The sequence below is a fragment of the Pararhizobium sp. DWP1-1-3 genome (assembly GCF_049896125.1).
GTDB lineage: Bacteria > Pseudomonadota > Alphaproteobacteria > Rhizobiales > Rhizobiaceae > Pararhizobium.
In genome coordinates, this window is sequence record NZ_JAFCTR010000010.1 from 176888 (window position 1) to 195385 (window position 18498).

The 18498-nt window shown below is 61.8% G+C and carries 18 protein-coding genes; 6 read left to right on the forward strand and 12 right to left on the reverse strand.

The window, feature by feature from the left end:
• Nucleotides 1-78 precede the first annotated feature (78 nt).
• Nucleotides 79-1692: a 5-guanidino-2-oxopentanoate decarboxylase gene (locus ACP7BS_RS20150; RefSeq protein ID WP_426239535.1), complete on the forward strand. Its 1614-nt coding sequence runs from the start codon at nt 79-81 to the stop codon at nt 1690-1692.
• Between the two features lie 12 nt (nt 1693-1704).
• Here ACP7BS_RS20150 and ACP7BS_RS20155 read toward each other — a convergent pair whose 3' ends face one another.
• The gene (locus tag ACP7BS_RS20155; RefSeq protein WP_426239536.1) at nt 1705-2913 is read right to left on the reverse strand and encodes an MFS transporter; all 1209 of its coding nucleotides are present in this window, start codon (nt 2911-2913) and stop codon (nt 1705-1707) included.
• 121 nt (nt 2914-3034) lie between these two features.
• Here ACP7BS_RS20155 and ACP7BS_RS20160 point away from each other — a divergent pair, with 121 nt between their 5' ends.
• From ACP7BS_RS20160 to ACP7BS_RS20170, 3 genes are all read left to right on the forward strand, one after another.
• Entirely contained in the window at nt 3035-3601 is a 567-nt protein-coding gene (locus ACP7BS_RS20160; protein ID WP_426239537.1) for a TetR/AcrR family transcriptional regulator, read from the forward strand.
• Nucleotides 3602-3677: 76 nt separating this feature from the next.
• Nucleotides 3678-3911, forward strand: coding sequence for an AbrB/MazE/SpoVT family DNA-binding domain-containing protein (locus tag ACP7BS_RS20165; protein ID WP_113242576.1), 234 nt, complete (start codon nt 3678-3680; stop codon nt 3909-3911).
• Nucleotides 3908-4312: a type II toxin-antitoxin system VapC family toxin gene (locus ACP7BS_RS20170; RefSeq protein ID WP_426239538.1), complete on the forward strand. Its 405-nt coding sequence runs from the start codon at nt 3908-3910 to the stop codon at nt 4310-4312. Before ACP7BS_RS20165 ends, ACP7BS_RS20170 begins: the two co-directional genes overlap by 4 nt.
• Before the next feature lie 315 nt (nt 4313-4627).
• Here ACP7BS_RS20170 and ACP7BS_RS20175 read toward each other — a convergent pair whose 3' ends face one another.
• From ACP7BS_RS20175 to ACP7BS_RS20185, 3 genes are all read right to left on the reverse strand, one after another.
• On the reverse strand, nt 4628-7801 hold the full coding sequence (locus ACP7BS_RS20175; protein WP_426232475.1) for an efflux RND transporter permease subunit: 3174 nt from the start codon (nt 7799-7801) through the stop codon (nt 4628-4630).
• Nucleotides 7798-8952: an efflux RND transporter periplasmic adaptor subunit gene (locus ACP7BS_RS20180; RefSeq protein ID WP_426232476.1), complete on the reverse strand. Its 1155-nt coding sequence runs from the start codon at nt 8950-8952 to the stop codon at nt 7798-7800. The genes ACP7BS_RS20175 and ACP7BS_RS20180 overlap by 4 nt, the downstream gene beginning before the upstream one ends.
• A 407-nt stretch (nt 8953-9359) precedes the next feature.
• Nucleotides 9360-10100 carry an SDR family oxidoreductase gene (locus ACP7BS_RS20185; protein ID WP_426239540.1) on the reverse strand — a complete coding sequence of 247 codons (741 nt, stop codon included), beginning with the start codon at nt 10098-10100 and terminating at the stop codon, nt 9360-9362.
• Nucleotides 10101-10222: 122 nt separating this feature from the next.
• On the opposite strand from ACP7BS_RS20185, the gene ACP7BS_RS20190 reads away from it, so the two are divergent.
• Together ACP7BS_RS20190 and ACP7BS_RS20195 are read left to right on the forward strand one after the other, a co-directional pair.
• Complete coding sequence (locus ACP7BS_RS20190; RefSeq protein ID WP_426239541.1) at nt 10223-11122, forward strand: LysR family transcriptional regulator; 900 nt, start codon at nt 10223-10225, stop codon at nt 11120-11122.
• A gap of 185 nt (nt 11123-11307) precedes the next feature.
• Nucleotides 11308-12528, forward strand: coding sequence for an adenylate/guanylate cyclase domain-containing protein (locus tag ACP7BS_RS20195; protein WP_426232479.1), 1221 nt, complete (start codon nt 11308-11310; stop codon nt 12526-12528).
• On the opposite strand, the gene ACP7BS_RS20200 is transcribed toward ACP7BS_RS20195, so the two are convergent.
• The 8 genes from ACP7BS_RS20200 to ACP7BS_RS20235 form a co-directional block, all read right to left on the reverse strand.
• Complete coding sequence (locus ACP7BS_RS20200) at nt 12529-13530, reverse strand: RNA polymerase sigma factor (RefSeq protein ID WP_426239542.1); 1002 nt, start codon at nt 13528-13530, stop codon at nt 12529-12531.
• Nucleotides 13433-13762: a hypothetical protein gene (locus tag ACP7BS_RS20205; protein ID WP_426239543.1), complete on the reverse strand. Its 330-nt coding sequence runs from the start codon at nt 13760-13762 to the stop codon at nt 13433-13435. The genes ACP7BS_RS20200 and ACP7BS_RS20205 overlap by 98 nt, the downstream gene beginning before the upstream one ends.
• On the reverse strand, nt 13762-14115 hold the full coding sequence (locus ACP7BS_RS20210; RefSeq protein ID WP_426239544.1) for a YciI family protein: 354 nt from the start codon (nt 14113-14115) through the stop codon (nt 13762-13764). Before ACP7BS_RS20210 ends, ACP7BS_RS20205 begins: the two co-directional genes overlap by 1 nt.
• A 179-nt stretch (nt 14116-14294) precedes the next feature.
• Nucleotides 14295-14861 carry an isochorismatase family protein gene (locus ACP7BS_RS20215; RefSeq protein ID WP_426239545.1) on the reverse strand — a complete coding sequence of 189 codons (567 nt, stop codon included), beginning with the start codon at nt 14859-14861 and terminating at the stop codon, nt 14295-14297.
• 58 nt (nt 14862-14919) lie between these two features.
• Complete coding sequence (locus tag ACP7BS_RS20220; protein ID WP_426239546.1) at nt 14920-15516, reverse strand: class I SAM-dependent methyltransferase; 597 nt, start codon at nt 15514-15516, stop codon at nt 14920-14922.
• Nucleotides 15517-15620: 104 nt separating this feature from the next.
• Nucleotides 15621-16691, reverse strand: a complete 1071-nt coding sequence (locus ACP7BS_RS20225) for an ABC transporter ATP-binding protein (protein WP_426239547.1) — start codon at nt 16689-16691, stop codon at nt 15621-15623.
• A gap of 4 nt (nt 16692-16695) precedes the next feature.
• Entirely contained in the window at nt 16696-17529 is an 834-nt protein-coding gene (locus tag ACP7BS_RS20230) for a carbohydrate ABC transporter permease (RefSeq protein WP_426232485.1), read from the reverse strand.
• 4 nt (nt 17530-17533) lie between these two features.
• Nucleotides 17534-18475 (reverse strand): carbohydrate ABC transporter permease, encoded by a 942-nt coding sequence (locus tag ACP7BS_RS20235; protein WP_426239548.1) that lies wholly within the window; start codon nt 18473-18475, stop codon nt 17534-17536.
• Nucleotides 18476-18498 lie beyond the last annotated feature (23 nt).

The window sequence follows — 18498 nt, forward strand, 5'->3', positions numbered from 1 at the left end:
GGCGACGTTCTTTGGACATTGCGCGCTGGTTGACTATACAATTGTATAGCAAGAAACGAAAACAAGAGGAATATCCGCATGATCAGCACCGGCATGTATCTGACGAAACTGCTGACATCCTATGGCGTCGATACCGTCTTCGGCATTCCGGGCGTGCATACGGTGGAGCTTTATCGCGGGCTGGCGGGAAGCGCGATCCGGCATGTGACGCCACGCCACGAGCAGGGGGCGGGTTTCATGGCCGATGGTTATGCGCGAGCCACCGGCAAGCCGGGCGTCTGCTTCATCATCACCGGGCCGGGCATGACCAATATCGTCACCGCGATGGGGCAGGCCTATGGTGACAGCATTCCGATGCTGGTGATCTCGACCGTCAATGCCCATGGCCGGATGGGTTCGGGCGAGGGCTGGCTGCATGAGCTGCCCAACCAGCAGGCGCTGGTCAGCGGCGTCTCAGCCTTCAGCTGCACCGTCAACCGGCCGGAGGACCTGGCGCCGGCTTTGGCGCGGGCCTTCGCGATCTTCGACGGCGCCCGGCCGCGTCCCGTGCATATCGAGCTGCCGATCAACGTCATGCTCGCTTCGGCGGAGCACCTGGCCGTGCCGGAAAATCCTGTTCGCCTGTCGCGACCTGTGGGTGACGCCGGCGGATTGAGGGTAGCGGCAACATTGCTGGACGGCGCGAAGGCACCGGTCATCCTCGCCGGTGGCGGCGCAATCGGTGCGGCAGCGCAAATCCGCGCATTGGCGGAAAAGCTCGATGCGCCTGTGGTAATGACCACCAATGGCCGGGGCATCCTGCCGCCGGGGCATACGCTGGCGGTCAACCTTTCGGCGAGCATGCCGGCCACCCGCGCGCTGATCGAGGCGGCCGATGTGGTGCTCGGCATCGGCACGGAGCTTGGGCCGACCGATTACGACATGTACGAGGACGGGCTCTTTTCCATTCCCGGCGCCTTCATCCGCGTCGATATCGACCCGGCGCAACTGATGCGCACCCGCGCACCCGAAATCGGCATCGTCGGCGACGGAGCGCGATGTGCGGCGGCTTTGCTGGATTTGGTCTCAGAGGGGTCGCGGGAAGGGGCTGCGCGGGCAGCGCAAGTGGAAACTCTCGTTCATCGCGACGTTCCGGCCGCTTTGCTCGACGACCTGATCATTCTCGAAACGATCCGCGATACCTTGCCGGACGCGCTGATCGCCGGGGATTCGACCCAGCTCGTCTATGCCGGCAATACGGCCTATGAGGCGGCCTCGCCCGGTTCCTATTTCAACTCGGCGACCGGTTACGGCACACTCGGCTACGGCCTTCCGGCGGGCATCGGTGCCAAGATCGGACGGCCGGAGCGGCCCGTTGTGGTGCTGGCGGGAGACGGCGGCCTGCAGTTTTCGCTGGCCGAACTCGCCTCGGCGATGGAGGCGAAGGCGCCCGTCATCCTGATGCTGCACGACAATGGGGGTTACGGCGAAATCAAATCCTACATGGTGTCGAAGAACATCCCGCCGCTCGGCGTCGATCTGCACACCCCGGATTTCATCGCCGTCGGCCGGGCCTATGGCTGGCATGCGCAGCGGCTGGAAAGCTTCGAGGGCTTGAAACCGGCGCTGGAGGCGGCAGGAATGCGGGATGTGCCGACCATGCTGGTGTTCGGCGACGCCTTTCGCGCCCAGGCGGCAGGCGGCAAGCGTTAACCGGACCGCCGGTCACTCGGCCGGCTGCACCCGGGCACGCGATAGTGCGGCATAACCGCCGGATGTCAGAAGGATGATGACGCAGACATAAATGTCTGCCGTCATGGTCAGCCCGACGGCCCGCGACAGGAACCCGGCGAGGATGGCGGGAATGCTGAAGGCCAGATAGCTCTGGACGTAATAGGCGGACAAAAGTCCGGCACGCTCCTCCGGCTTGGCCAGCGGCATGATCGTGCTGACCGCGCCGAGGAAGCAGGACCCAAAGCCGGTACCGGCGACGATCGTGCCGGAAAACAGCAGCTCCACAAGACCGGTGTGGACACCGGCGACGACGATCAACAGCCCGGCCATCATGGTGAAGACCCCAAACGTCAGGTTGGCGCGGGCCGGCTTCTGGCGCCGGACGAAGACGGCGAGTGCGCCGCTGAGGGTGAGCGCCGCGACGGTCAGGCCGCCGGTCATCGGCGAGTGATTGCCGGTGGCGGCACCAACCAGCGACGGCATCAGCGACAGGTAGAAACCACCGAGCGACCAGATCGAGATATTGATCGGGGTGATCGCCATCAGCGACGGGCGGACCTGCGGCGGCACGCCGACATGCGGGCGCAGCGATGCCAGCGCGCCGGGTTTGGACACAGCCGTTTCGGGAACGCTCCAGACGAAGACGGCCTGTGCCAGCAGGGCGACGAAAAGGAGGAGATAGACCAGACGCATCGGGTCGGGTGCAAACTGTACGAGCGCGCCGGCGCCAAGCGCACCGACAGCCATGCCGAGCAGCGGTGAAATGCTGTTGACGATCGGGCCTGACATCTTGTTGGCATCGACCAATGCCGCGCCGATGGCGCCGCTGGCAGCACCCGTGGCGATACCCTGAACGATGCGGGCGGCGATCAGCCAGGAGGGGCTGTCGGCCAGCATGAACAGAAGCATGGAAGCGGCCTGCAGCAGGATGGCGGCGAAGATGACGGGGCGGCGGCCGATATGATCGGACAGCGAGCCGACGACGAGCAGCGTCGTCAGCAGGCTGAACGCATAGACGCTGAAGATGAAGGTGAGCAGGATCGGCGAGAAGTGCCAGCTCTCCTGATAGAGATGATAGAGCGGCGTCGGTGCTGCCGATGCGGCGAGGAAAGTAATTAGCGTTGTCGCATGGAAGCTCAAAGCCCAGCGCCGTCTGGCGCGAGAAAGGCCGCCGGAAACAGGTTCACTTTTGCTCGACATGGCGCTATTGTCCCTAAAAGCTAAGATGTTGCGTTAGCTTTCGTAGCGCGAACCAGATATAAAAGCAAATTATTTGCGTTAGTGGTTTTTGCGTGGCGAGTGGAAAGCGGAGATGACGCCGATGAACATACGCGAAAATATCAGGCCGGGCGGGCGCAGCGCCCGCGTGCAGGCCTCGGTACATAAGGCCGTGCGCGGCCTCCTGTCGACGATGGACCGCAGCGACGTGACGATCCCGCTGATTGCGACCGAGGCTGGCGTCACGCCCTCGACGATCTACCGGCGCTGGGGCGACCTGCAGGAACTGCTTGCCGACGTTGCTGTCGAGCGGTTGCGCCCGGATGCGCTGCCGAAAGATACCGGTTCGGCGCGCGCCGACCTGACGCAATGGGCCGAGCAATATGCCGATGAAATGGCCTCCGGACCGGGGCGGGCGATGATCCGCGACGTGCTTTCCAGCGTCGCAACGGACAGCCGCAATGCCGGAAAATGTTGCGGCTATACCCGCGAACAGCTGCAGGTCATTGCCGGGCGCGCCCGCGATCGCGGCGAAGACTTTCCGGATGTGGAAACGGTGATCGACACGGTCGTCGCCCCGATCATGTACCGCATCCTCTTCGACGACGTGCCGCCGGCCTCCGATAAGGTTTTGGGGCTGGTGGAGAGCGTGCTGGCTCAGCAGCGGTAGTTGCATTCGGCCCGCATCTTGAAGTCAGCCCTTCGATGTAATACCTTTGTAAAAACATTCCTTACCGAGGTGCATGATGAGCGCGACAGTGACGACGAAGGGGCAGGTGACCATTCCGAAGCCGGTGCGGGATTTTTTGGGCATCGTGCCGGGGACCCGGGTAGATTTCCAACGCGCGGCCGACGGCAGCGTCGTGCTGACGCGCGCCGATGAAAAACGTCCTGCCAGCCGCTTCAGCAAGCTGCGCGGCCATGCCGGCAAGGGCTTGAGCACCGATGCGATCATGGCGCTGACGCGCGGTGACGAGTGACGCTGGTCGATACCAATATCCTGCTCGACGTGGTGACCGACGATCCGGACTGGGCAGACTGGTCGATCGAGCAGTTGGAAACCGCCGCCCTGCGCGGCCCGCTTCTGATCAACGACGTCGTCTATGCCGAACTTGCGGTGCGTTACGAGCGGATCGAGCGGCTGGAAGCGTTTCTCTCCGAGGCGGGGATCGAGCTCGCGGCGATGCCGCGCCCGGCTCTGTTTCTGGCCGGAAAAGTCTTTCAGAAATACCGCAAGGCGGGTGGGTCGCGTGCCGGTGTCCTGCCGGATTTTTTTATTGGCGCGCATGCGGCTGTTGACCGGCTGGACCTGCTGACCAGGGATACGGGCCGGTACCGGACGTATTTTCCAACGGTGAAGTTGATTGCGCCGGATCGGTAGGGGCGTTGGATTGCGGTCAGGATAGCGACTTAACGAACAAGCCGTCCGGAGCCTGACGATCGTCGAAAGCGCCAGACCTTGACGCGAATTGTTTCCTGTTTTTGGCACGCTTTTGTTCGCCGTCATCCCGGACTTGTTCCGGGATACAGCCACGGCGCGTCTGCGCCGTGAACAGACTTAACCCAACGTAAAAACAGTTCTCTCACCGCGCAGACGCGCGGTGGCTGGATGCCTGTGACAAGCACAGGCATGACGGAGGAGGGTTGGAACAATCCTCAATGACGAACCTTGGCCACCTGCCGACAAAAACGCTGATCAAATCATTCCCGATTCCGGCGGAACGGGCTTTTCCTTCGGCTTGTAACCGACCGACCTCAGCGCGACGTAGAACACCGGGGTCAGGAACAGGCCGAGAATGGTGACACCGAGCATGCCGGAGAAGACGGCGGTGCCGAGCGACTGGCGCATTTCCGCACCCGGGCCGGTGGCGATCATCAGCGGCACGACGCCGAGGATGAAGGCAAAGGCGGTCATCAGGATCGGCCGCAGGCGCAGGCGGCTGGCTTCGATGGCCGCATTGACCGGGTTCATCCCGTCATCCTGCGCCTGGCGTGCGAACTCGACGATCAGGATGGCGTTCTTGGCCGCAAGACCGATGAGCACGATCAGCCCGATCTGGGTCAGGATGTTGTTGTCCTGCCCCCTCAGGTGAACGCCGATCAAAGCCGCAAGCACCGCCATCGGTACGACGAGGATGATCGCCAGCGGCAGGATCCAGCTTTCATACTGGGCCGACAGCGCCAGGAAGACGAAGATAACCGAGAGGGCGAAGATGAAAATCGCCGTATTGCCGGTGTTGCGCTCCTGGAACGCGAGATCCGTCCATTCGAACGAGGTGCCCGGCGGCAGGATCTGGGCGGCCAGAGCCTCCATCTTGTCGAGAGCTGTGCCGGTCGAGACTCCGGGTGCCGGATTGCCCTGGATCGGGACCGACACATACATGTTGTAGCGCTGGACAAGCGAGGGGCCGGTGGTGTCGCGGATATCGATGAGCGTTCCGAGCGGCACCAGGGCGCCGGTGGCGGAGCGCACCTTCAGGTCGAGAATATCCTCCCGCTCAAGCCGGAACTGCTGATCGGCCTGCGCCCGCACCTGGTAGACGCGGCCGAAGGCGTTGAAATCGTTGACGTAGGAGGTGCCGAGATTGATCGACAGCGTCTCGAAGATGTTGGGGATCGGCACGCTCAGCGCCCGCGCCTTGTCGCGGTCGATCGCCAGGAAATATTGCGGGCTGGAGGCCGAGAAGGTGGTGAAAACGCCGGTCAGGCCCTCCGTCTGGTTGGCGGCGCCCATCATCTGATAGGCGAGACCGAGCGCCCGGCGCATGTCGGAGCTTTCGCGATCGACGATCTGCATCTTGAAGCCGCCCGAATTGCCGATGCCGCGGATCGACGGCGGCGGCACGGCGATGATGAAGGCTTCCTCGATGCTCTGCATGGTGCCGTAGAGTTGGCCGATGATCTGGTTGGCGCTATAGCCATGCTTCAGGCGTTCCTCGAACGTGTCGAAAGCGGCAAAGACCACGCCGGAATTGGACGCGTTGGTAAAGGTCGCGCCGTTGAAGCCGGAGAAGGCGACGGCATTCTTGACGCCCGGTACCTTGAGGATCATGTCGGAGGCGCGCTGGATGACGGCGTCGGTCCGGGCAAGCGAGGCGCCTTCGGGCAATTGCACGACGACGATCGCATAACCCTGGTCCATCGTCGGCACGAAGCCGCGCGGCACGATCTGCGCCATGTACCAGGTGCCCGCCAGCAATCCGAAAAAGACGATCAGGCTGGCGCCGAGCGCGATCCGTGTCGAGACGAGATGATGGACAACCCAGGAATAACCTTGGGTCATCCGGTCAAAACCGGTGTTGAAGCCGTTGGCAAGGCCTCTGGCGACACGCGTGATCGGATTGCGGGTTTCGTGATGTTCCTGATGCGGACGCAGGATCAAGGCGGCAAGTGCGGGCGAAAGCGTCAGCGAGTTCAGGGCGGAAATCGCCGTTGCCACGGAAATCGTCACCGCGAACTGCAGGTAGAACTGTCCGGAAATACCGGGGATGAAGGCCGTCGGCACGAAGACGGCGATCAGCACGAGCGAGATGGCGATGACGGCGGTGCCGACCTCGTCCATCGTCACATGCGCCGCCTGTTTGGGCGTCATTCCCTTGGCGAGGTTTCGTTCGACATTTTCCACCACGACGATCGCATCATCGACGACGATACCGATCGCCAGCACCAGGCCGAACAAGGTCAGCATGTTGAGCGAAAAGCCGAAGGCCAGCAGCAGTGCGAACGTGCCGATCAGCGAGACCGGAATGGCGATGATCGGGATCAGCGCCGTGCGCCAGGACTGCAGGAAGATCAGCACCACGATGGCAACCAGGATGGCGGCCTCGAGGATGGTCTTGTAGACCTCGTTGATCGATTCCGAGATGAATTCCGTCGGGTTGTAGACGATGGTGTATTCGAGGCCGGGCGGAAAATCCTTTTTCAGGGTTTCCATGGTTGCCTTGATCTGTTCGGCAGCCTCAAGCGCATTGGTGCCCGGGCGCGAGAAGATGCCCATGGCGACGGCAGCCTTGCCGTTCAGATAGCTGTTCGTGACATAGTCCTTGGCGCCGAGCTCGATGCGGGCGACGTCCTGCAGCTGGACGAGACGGCCGCTCGCCGTCGATTTGACGATGACATAGCGAAACTGCCGGGCATCGCTGAAGCGTCCCTCGGTGGTGACGGTGTACTGGAAAGCATTGTTGCCGGCGTTTGGCGGTCCGCCGATCGATCCGCCGGATACCTGGACGTTCTGGTCGCGCAACGACTGCACCACATCGCCCGAGGTCATGCCGTAGGAGGCGAGTTTTTCCGGGTCGAGCCAGATGCGCAGCGCATATTCACGCTCGCCGAACAGGATGACGTCACCGACGCCCTCCAGCCGGACGAGCTGATCGCGCGCACGGCTGCGGGCATAGTTGGAGACGTAGAGCTGGTCGTAGCGCTCGTTCGGCGAGATCAGGTGGACGACCATCATCAGGTCGGGTGAACTCTTTGCCGTGGTTATGCCGATGCGGCGGACTTCTTCCGGCAGGCGCGGTTCGGCGATCGAAACGCGATTCTGGACGAGCACCTGTGCCTTGTCGAGATCAGTACCGAGCTTGAAAGTGACGGTCAGCGCCATCGATCCGTCGGCGGTCGAGTAGGACGACATGTAGAGCATGTCCTCGACGCCGTTGATTTCCTGTTCGAGCGGGGTCGAAACCGTATCGGCGATGGTCTCGGCATCGGCACCCGGATAGGCGGTGCGGATGACGATGGTCGGTGGGGCGATTTCCGGGTATTGCGCGACGGGTAGCTGAAAATAGGCGATGCCGCCGACGATCAAGAGGACGATCGACAGGACCGACGCGAAGATCGGCCTGTCCACGAAGAAATGGGCAAATCTCATTGGCCGTTCTCCGTCGCCGCGGCGGCTTCAGGCGGCAGGACAACCAGTTTCGGAGCAACGATGACGCCGGGCCGCAACCGTGTCAGACCATTGACAACGAGCGTTTCATCCCCCGTCAGGCCCTCGCGAATGACGCGATAACCATAGAGCCTCGGTCCCAGGCGAACCGGTTTGGTCGCGAAGCTGCCGTCCTCGGCAACCACGTAGACGACGCGCTGATCCTGGTCGGCGCCGATCGCCTCGTCGGGAACGAGGATGCCCTTGTAGGTATTGGAGGCGCTGACCTCGACGCGGCCGAACAGGCCGGGCTGCAGGATGAATTTCGGATTGTCGAAGCGGGCGCGCACCCGCATCGTGCCGGTTTCCTGGTCGATGCGGTTCTCGGCAAAATCCAGCTTGCCCTTGAACGGTTTCTCGGTGCTGTCGGCGATGGTCACGGAGACTTCCAGGGCGCCGCCGCCCTCCTGCAGATTGCTGCCATGGTCGCGCGCCACGCGGGCATAATTCAGCAGGCGGCGCTCATCGACGTCAAAGTAGAAGTCGATCGGATCCAGCGACACGATTGTCGTCAGCGCGGTCTGGTCGGCCTGTACCAGATTGCCGACCGAGATCAGCCGGCGATCGATGCGACCGCTCAGGGGCGCAAAAATGGTGGTGTATTCCATGTCCAGCTTGGCCCGGGCCAGGCTTGCCTCGGCGCCGCGCAGGTTCGCCTGGCCGGACTGCAGCTCGCGGCGGCGGTCGTCCAGGGTGGATACGGAAAGCGTCCCTTTTTGCACCAGAGTTTCGGTGCGGGCGAATTCCGATTCGGCGAAGGTCAGTGTCGATTTCGCGACTTCCAGAGACGACGTGGCGACGTCGAGCGCGGTCTTGAAGGGGCGCTGGTCGATGACGAAGAGCGGGTCGCCCTTCTTGACTATGGCGCCATCCTTGAAATTGACCTGATCGAGATAACCACCAACCCGCGAGCGCAGCGTCACTTCATCGACGGCTTCGAAGCGGCCGATGAATTCATCGCTATCGACGACATCCCGGACTACTGGTTTGGCGACGGTGACGGCAGGTTTCGGTTGTTCTTGTGCTGAAGAGGCGGCTGCAGAGAGTGTTGTGCAGAAAAATAGTAGTGCCGGAACAAGGCAGTTTCGTACCATGGTAAGCCCCCTGAAGCGCATGAAACACGTATCCCACGCCGTTGCGCAGGAGGGTTTTCGACGTTTTTTTGCGGTCAGGCCTGCCGGACTTTATGTGATTTCAGGCAGTCTGGGCACAGGCATGACCAAGTCGCGTTTCGTTTAAAATCAACAATCATTTCAAGTCGGAAGATACTTTCCCGCCGGCTGCCCCAGCCATGTAAACCGCAGCTATATTAAGCAGGCAAGGCTATCTTCATGCTCAACTTACATCATTCGGACATCGTGTCACCACGGAAAAATGTGTTCCGGCATGCGCGTGTCATTTGAGAATTTCTTCTGCTGGCCGGGGTGAGTATCATGGCGGCAGCGCGTCGCCGAACTGCGGAAAGCCGATGGCCAACAAAATGCGTACCGGCCGCCGCGGGTCAGATCATGCCGCCGTTGGCGCGCAGGACCTGGCCGTTGATCCAGGAGCCGTCGGGGCCAACGAGGAAGGCGACGGCCGACGCGATGTCCTCCGGTGTGCCGAGCCGTTCCAGCGGGTTCATCTTCGCCATGCTGGCGATCAGTTCGTCGCTCTTGCCATTGAGGAAGAGATCGGTGGCTGTCGGGCCGGGCGCCACCGCATTGACGGTGATGGAGCGGCCGCGCAATTCCTTCGACAGAATGGCGGTCAGCGTTTCGACAGCGGCCTTGGTGGCGGCATAGACGCCGTAATTTTCGAGCTTCAGGCCGACGACGCTGGTCGAGAGGTTGATGATCCGGCCGCCGTTGCGCAGGCGCCTTGCCGCTTCCCTCAGCGTGTTGAACGTGCCCCTCAGGTTGATGGCGATCTGGCGGTCGAACAGGGCGTCGGTGCTTTCGGCGAGCGAAGAGAGCGCCATGATGCCGGCATTGTTGACGAGCGCATCGACGCCACCGAAGGCTGCTTCCGCCGCATCGAACATTTGACGCACGGCTTCCGCGTCGCTGACATCGGCCTTTGCCGTCAGCGCCCGGCCGCCTTTGTCTTCGATTTTCCGGGCCAGCGCCTCGGCGGGAGTAGCATCGCCGGAATAGTTGATGACGACGGTGAAGCCGTCCTGGGCGAGGCGTTCGGCGATGGCGGCGCCAATGCCGCGCGAGGCGCCGGTGACGATGGCGACATTGTTATCGTTATCGGACATTTTCTTTTTCCTTGATTAACCACGCCGCAGCGCGTTTTCGATGAGGAGAAGATGCAGCTTTTCATTCGGCGGATAATTAGCCATTCTTCGGCATCACTATTCGAAAATGGCGAACAATCCGGATGGACAGATTTGAAGCGATGCGGGTGTTTTCGCGCGTGGTGGAGCGGCGCAGTTTTACGCTGGCCGCCGAAGATACGGGCCTTCCGCGCTCGACCGTGACCGATGCGGTCAAACAGCTGGAAGCCCGGCTGGGCGTGCGCCTTCTCCAGCGGACCACCCGCCATGTCAGCCCGACGCTCGATGGCGAGGCCTATTACCGGCGTTGCCTGACAATCCTGTCCGATATCGAGGATGCCGAAGGTGCGTTTGCCGGCGCCAAGCCGAAAGGGCTGCTGCGCGTCGATGTGCACGGAAAACTGGCGCGGCATTTCGTTCTGCCGGGACTGCCGGCGTTCCTCAAGGAATATCCGGATATCCAGATGTATATGAGCGAAGGCGACAGGCTGGTCGATCTGATCCGCGAGGGGATCGACTGCGTGCTGCGCGTCGGCGATCTGCAGGATAGCGACATGATTGCGCGGCGGGTCGCCCTTCTGGAAGAGGTGACCTGTGTCTCGCCGGAATACATCGCCCGCTTCGGCCTGCCGCAGAGCATTGACGATCTGAGCGGACACCAGATGATCGGTTTCTGGTCAACGGCTATCGGCGGGCTTCTTCCGCTGGAGTTCACGGTCGCAGGCGGCATCCGCAATGTTTCCCTGCCGGCGGTGGTGTCGGTCAACGGTGCCGATACGCTGGCTGCGGCGGCACGGCTGGGGCTCGGCATCATGCAGGCGCCGCGCTACTCGCTGGAAGAGGACCTGAGACAAGGCACGCTCGTTGCCATCCTGCCGGATAATCCGCCGTCCCGCACGCCGGTTTCGCTGCTCTACCCCCGCAGCCGTCAGCTATCGCCGCGGGTGCGTGTTTTCATCGATTGGCTGTCCCGCGAATTTGTCACACGCCAAGACGAAATTTAAAAAGGCTGCGGTTTAACCTTGCCTTTGGACTGCTGCTTACCCACATGCGCGGCAGCTTCAAAGACCCTCCCTTGCACGTTTTCCCCGCACGGCCCGTCGATCCGGCCGCTATCCCTTAAATCGATTCCGCGTCGATGGGTTATGCGCTAAATGTGTGATTGTCCGCAGGAATCAAGGAAATCGACATGAACGCAGACGATATCAGCGAGATTTCCGCCTGGTTGACGACGCAGGGCCTGAAGGGCACCGATGAAATGGACATCGTCAACGGCTTCTGTCAGCGCGTCCGCGCTGCTGGGCTTCGGTTAGATCGCGGCCTGGCGTTGATCGACACCCTGCATCCGGTCTACGAGGGGCGGGCCTTCCAGTGGGACAGCAAGGAGCCGGTGAAAGCGGCCTTCGAATATGGGCCGACCAACGAGGGTGTGTCGGCTGAGAATTGGGAGCGCTCGGCGTTCTTCCACCTGCGTGAGAAGAATCAGAACGAGATCCGCCGGCGCCTCGGTTTCGGCGATCCGGCCGATTTCTACATGCTCGATGTCATGCTGACAGCCGGCCACAAGGACTACGTTGCGATGATCCATCGCTTCGCCCAGGACAGCCATATCGGCGACATGGACTGTTTCTACTCGCACTGGACGACGATGGACGAGGAGGGTTTTCGCGACGAGGACCTGGCGACGCTGCGGCAGCTGGTGCCGGTTCTGGCGCTGGCGATCAAGGCGGGCTCGCTGACACGTATCTCGCGCACCATTGCCGAGGTCTATCTGGGTGAGGACGCCGCCAAGCAGGTGCTTGAAGGCCGCATCTCGCGCGGCAAGGCCGAGCGGATTTCTGCGGTTCTGTGGTTCTCCGACCTGCAGAACTATACCCGTATCTCCGACAACCTGCCGCCGGACGAGATCATTCCATTCCTCAACGATTATGCCGATGCGGTGATTTCCTCCATCCACGAGGCCGGCGGCAATGTGTTGAAGCTGATCGGCGACGGCACGCTGGCGATCTTCAAGGCCGAGGAGCGCGAAGATGCCTGCGCCCGCGCCCTGCTTGCCGAGCATAATCTGCGCGAGAAGCTAAGAGGCTTGAACGAGCAGCGCATGCTCGAAGGCCGCCCCGTCACCGAGGTCTATCTCGGCCTTCATATCGGCGATGTCTTCTATGGCAATATCGGCTCAAGCGACCGGCTGGATTTCACCGTCATCGGCCCGGCCGTCAACGAGGTCAGCCGCATCGCCTCGATGTGCCGTTTCGTCGATCGCAGCGTCATCATGTCATCGCAGTTCGTTGCCGCAGCACCACCGCCGCGCAATTCCGAAGTGGTCTCCATCGGGCGTTATGCGTTGCGCGGCGTCAAGCGGGCCCAGGAACTGTTCACGCTGATGCCGCTGGAAAAGTCTGTCGAGTGATCAGCTGTTTTCGGCTACCTGTGCCCGGCGGTGCCTGAGAAAGACGGCATCTGACGGATTGGACGCGAGGTTGATGGCGCGATCGTAGGCGGCCAGCGCAGCGCGTGTGCGGCCACAGCGCGACAAAAGTTCGGCATGGGCGGCATGAAACGGCTGGTAGGCATCGAGTGCAGGCGCCAGCATTTCCAGAACGCGCAGTCCGGCTTCCGGTGCTCCGGCCTCCGCCAGCGCCACGGCGCGGTTCAACTGCACCACCGGCGTCGGCTCCATCCGCAACAGGCTGTCACAAAGCAGGACGATCTGGCGCCAGTCTGGCGGTTCGGACTGCACGTGCAGGGCGGCTATGGCCGCCTTGATCTGGAATGGTCCGCCAGCGCGGCGGGCCATCGCCCGGTCGAGCAGCGAAAAGCCTTCGGCAATCCGCCCGTCGTTCCAGAGCTTGCGGTCCTGCGATGCAATGGGCACGCTGGTTCCATCGGCGGCCAGCCGTGCCGCCCGGCGCGCTTCGGTGATCAGTATCAGGGCGAGCAGTCCTTCGATCTCGGCTTCTTCCGGGCGCAGGCTGTTCAGCATGCGCGCGAGATAGATCGCCTCTTCGCCGAGTTGCCGGACCCGATCGCCCGCTGCACAGGAATAACCCTGATTGAAGATCAGATAGACGACGGTCAGTACGGATTGCAGCCGTTCCGCCCAGGCTTCGGGGCCCGGCACCGCGTAGGGAATACCGGCCGCAAGGATTTTGGCGCGCGCCCGGGACAATCGCTGGCCCATGGTTGCCTCATTGTCGAGGAAGGCGTTGGCGACTTCGGGAGTGCTCAAGCCGCCAAGTGTGCGCAGCGTGAGCGCCACCTGGGTCTTGGGTTCGAGCGCGGGATGGCAACAGGTGAAGATCAGCCGTAGGCGCTCATCCGGAATGTCGTCGGTGCCGTCTTCGGCCGCTTCGTCCAGCGACAGCCGCACGATCTCGGCGGTCTTGCGGTCTTCGCGGGCGGCCTTGCGCAACAGTCGCCTTGCGCAGCGCGACTTTCAGCAGCCAGCCCTGCGGCGAGGCGGGAAGCCCGGTCCTGCCCCAGTGCACGACGGCGGAAGCCAGCGCATCCTGCAACGCATCCTCGGCCAGCTGGAAATTCTTCAGCCGGGCGATCAGCGCCGACAACAGCCGCCCCCGGTCCGTCCGCGTCAGGGCATCGATGGCCCGGGACACGGCTTGCGGGTCGGGGGCGGCTCTGTGCATCAGGAATTATAGTCCGTCAATGGCCGCACCTCGATGGTGCCATAGGCGGCCGAGGGGATCATGGCGGCGTAGCGCAAGGCGGCATCCAGATCGGGAACGTCGATGACGAAGAAGCCACCCAGCCGTTCCTTGGTCTCGGCAAAAGGGCCGTCCATGGTTTCCACCTTGCCGCCGCGAACCCGCACGCTCGTGGCCGTATCAATGTCCTGCAGGCCTTCGCCGGAGACATAGACCCCTGCTGCTTTCAAGGTTTCGTTGAAGGCAAAGTAACCCTGCATCATTGTGTCGAATTCGGGTGCGCCATAGGCCGGTTCCAGCGCCGGGTCGGAATAGATCAGTGCCATATACTGCATCGTGGTTCTCCTCATGGATCGTGTAGTTTCAAGGGCCTGCATGAAAGGGGCAACGGTCGAGTTCAATCTCGATACTCCAAGAACGCTGGCTGATCGGGAATTTCGACATGGCCTGGATTTTTTTGCAGAACCTGGCAGACGATAGGATGGCGGCGAACGAGAGAGGGACTTTCGCCAGTTCAAGAAAAACGAACGTCCACAACCGACGCGGCGATGGTGATCTCGTCACCGAGCGACCATTCCGCTGCCCGCGCCGCCATGCTGGCTGGAACCTCTGCCGATCCGCCGGGACCTGCAGGCACGTCATAGGTAGCGTGCCCATCATGCGGCAGGATCACACCATAGCCGCGTTGCATCGCCGCCCGGGCGGTCGCAGCCACGCACATTTCAGACAGCACACCGCAGAGGGCAACGGTCTGCACGGCCGACGCCGCGAGCAGGTCGTGCAGGGATGTGCCGTCGAAGCCATCGTCTGCGGCTTTCCGCACAACGCTTTCGCCGGCAAGCGCTGGAAAGTGAAGTGCCCAGCCCGGCTGATGCGGCTCATCGGCCGTGCCTGGCTCGCCGTCGTTCTGCAGGAAAATAACCGGAACCTTTGCCGCGCGCGCCGAGGCAATCAGAGCTTCGACGGCTTTGAGCAATCCGGCATGGTCCGGGACAGCCTCGATCCCGGTGACGAAGGCCACTTGGACATCGACAACGATCAGGGCATCCGCCGTTGCCTCAACGCTCTCTGATTGCTCCACCAAAACGTGCCTCGTTCGCTTTCATCACATCGCAAAGATCGAGATGTCGGTATGGTGATCAAGACCGTTTCGCCGCCAGGACGTGGAGCCATTCGGTCGGCTTATTGTCATAGCCGCTTCCCGATTGCGCCTCGATCGAGATGGATGCCCAGCCCAGTTTGGCGTAGATGTCTCTCAGCCAGCTTTCAGAAGGATAGTTGTAGTATCTGTCGAATTCGTCGCGGCCCTCGGTCTCTCCAGCCTTGAAGCTGGCATAGAAAATCCCGCCGGCTTTCAACGCAGCATGGATGCGGGCGAGGATATCCGGCAGTTCGGCTCTGGGTACGTGTAGAAGGCAGGCATTGGCCCATATGCCGTCATATCCGGCCTGCTCATTCAGGTCGCCGAACAGCAGAGTGGCGACGGGAATTCCCAGGCGTTTTTCCGCTTCGCGGGCAATTTCCGGGGTGCCGTCCGTCGGGCGGACGTCAAACCCCTTCGCCAGCATGAATTCGCTATCCTGCCCGGCGCCACACCCGAATTTAAGAATGGGCGCGTGCGGCTGCAAATGCGAAAGAAAGAGGTCGATCCAGGCCCGGCTCGGCTCCACGCCTCTGGATGTGTATTTGGCGGCTTCCATTTCGTAGAAGCGCAGGGTGTCGGGATCGTGAGACATTGCTCTTTCAGGATTTTCTCATAAACCATTGTTTATATTGGAAATACTAAAAATCGTTGACAATGTCAAAACCGGAAGTTGAACCCTGTCTTCTCGACCGGAAATCAGACCTTCCGACCGGCCTCGTTGAAGAAATGCAGATTTTCCACCGGAAGCCTGACATCGACCTCGCCATGCATGCCAAGGAAACGGCGGTCGAGCGTGAAGGCTTTGAAGGCGACCGGACCGAGTTTCAAATGGACGATGATGCCGAAGCCGGTGGGCTCGACCAGATCGACAGTGGCCTTGAGAACGTCCGGGCCTTCGGCGCCGAGGACCACATGTTCCGGCCGGATGCCGAGCGTGGCGCGGCTTCCGTCGGCGAGATTGGCGGTGCCACCGAGCGGCAGCACGATACCGCCGCTGAGCGCAAAGCTGGCGGTATCGCCGGTCACCATGTAGCGGCCTTCGAAGAAGTTCATGCCGGGTGAGCCGATGAACCCGGCAACGAAGAGGTTGGCGGGATTGTCGTAGAGTTCGAGCGGGCTGCCGACCTGCTGGATGATACCGCCATGCATGGCGACGATCCGGTCTGCGAGCGTCATGGCTTCGATCTGGTCATGGGTGACGTAGATCGAGGTGGCGCCGAGATCCTGATGCAGCTTCTTGATTTCGGCGCGCATCTGTTCGCGCAGGCGGGCGTCGAGATTGGACAGCGGCTCGTCGAACAGGAAGGCCTTTGGTTCGCGCACGATGGCGCGGCCCATGGCGACGCGCTGGCGCTGGCCGCCAGAGAGCGCTTTCGGACGGCGTTCCATCAGCGGATCGAGCCCGAGTTTCGTGGCAGCGCTGGCGACGACGGAAGCAATCTTTTCTTTGGCGGTTTTTCTGAGGCGCAGGCTGTAGCTCATGTTCTTCGCGACGCTCATATGCGGATAGAGCGCGTAGGACTGAAACACCATGGCGATGTCGCGGTCCTTTGGAGCGAGGTCGTTGACGCGCTTGCCGTCGATGCGGATTTCGCCATCGGTGACGGCTTCGAGGCCAGCGATCATCCGCAACAGCGTGGACTTGCCGCAGCCGGACGGGCCGACCAGAACGACGAACTCGCCGTCCTTGATCTCCAGATCGATGCCGTGCAGCACCGGATGGATGCCATAGGATTTGTGGATGGCGGCGATATCGATGGATGCCATGGGATCAGCCTTTCACGGCGCCGGCCGTCAGGCCCTGCACGAGGTAACGTTGGATCAACAGGAAGAACAGGCAGGCCGGGATAAGCGCCATGACGCCCGCCGCCATCATCTGTCCGAAGTCGACCGAGAATTTGGAGACGAAGGAGAGCAGCCCGACCGGGAAGGTCGCCGAATCGTTTCCGGAAATCAGCATCAGCGAGAACAGCAGTTCGCTCCAGGCGGCGGTGAAGACGAAGCCGAGGGTTGCGGCAATCCCCGGCAGCGTCAGCGGCAGGATGATCTGCCGGAACGCGACGAACTGGGTGGCGCCGTCGATCATCGCGGCTTCCTCGAGGTCCTTCGGAATACCGTCGAAGAAGGACTGCATCAGGAAGGTGGCGAAGGGTACGTTGAAGGCGGTGTAGACGATGACCAGGCCGGTGAGGCTGTTGGTCAGGCCGAGCGGGGAGAGGATCTTGAAGATCGGCGCGACCAGCATCACCAGCGGGAACATCTGCGTCAGCAGCATCAGCGTGATGATCCAGTACTTGCCACGGAAATTGAAGCGCGACATGGCGTAGCCGGCAAGCGAGGCGAGCACCGTGACGATGATGGCAGTCGAGCCGGAGACAATCAGGCTGTTCTTGAAGAAGGTCGGGAATTCGCTGTGTTTCAAGACGAAGTCGAAATGTTCGAAACTGGTTCGCGACGGCCACATCTTGATGCCCTCGGAATAGAGCAGCTTGTTGGGCGTGACCGAGACTTTCAACAGCCAGTAGAGCGGGAACAGCGCGAAGATCACATAGGCGAGAATGGCCAGACGATGGGCGAGGACGGAGAGGATGCGTTTGCCGGTCATGATCTCAATCCTTGCTCAACAGCCACTGACGCAGGATCACGATCAGCATGGAATAGGTGATCAAAAGCGCGAGCAGGACGAGCGCGATGGCCGAAGCGTAACCGAAATCCAGCCGCTTGAAGGCCTGGGTGAAGATGTAGCTGGCGACGATCTGGCTGCGGTCGGCCGGGCCGCCATTGGTCATGACGATGATCAGGTCGGCGAAATTGGAAATCCAGACGGTGCGCAGAAGCACCGTGATGGCAATCGTTGGAGCAAGGAAGGGCAGGGTGATCGAGATGAAACGCTGCACCGGCCCGGCGCCATCGATGCTGGCTGCTTCGTAGAGGTCGCGCGGGATCGCCTGCAGGGCCGCCAGAAGTGTGATGGCGAAAAAAGGAATGCCCCACCAGACATTGGCGATGATCGGTCCCCACATGGACAGTTGAGGGTCCGAGAGAATGTTGTAGGGCTCGTTCATCAGGCCAAGGGCAAACAGCCAATGGGGAATGGGGCCGACGACGGGGTTGAACAGCCAGGCCCAGTTGAGGCCGGCGAGAAAGCTTGGAACCGCCCACGGCAGGAAGACCAGCGCCTGAACGATGGCGCGGCCGTAGAACGGCTTGTCGAGCAACAGCGCAAGGATAAGGCCGAAGACGAACTGCAGCAACACGGACCAGCCAGTCCACCACAGCGTGTTCTTCAAGGCCCGGAAGAAATTCTGGTCCTCAGACAACCTCCTGAAGTGATCGAGCCCGATGAAGCCGCCGGACATCGGATTGAGCAGCTGGATATCGCGAAAGGCGTAGGAAATGCCGAGAACCAGCGGCACCAGCATGACGGTGACGATCAGGATCAGCGCGGGCGCGCTATAGAGATAGGGGGCGGAGGCATCGGCAAGGCGCTTCTTCAGCGGCCGCTGGTCCCTGCGCGCGCTGCTATTGCGAGCTGCTGCATGTGAAGCCATCGTCAAATATTTCCAGTTCGCGG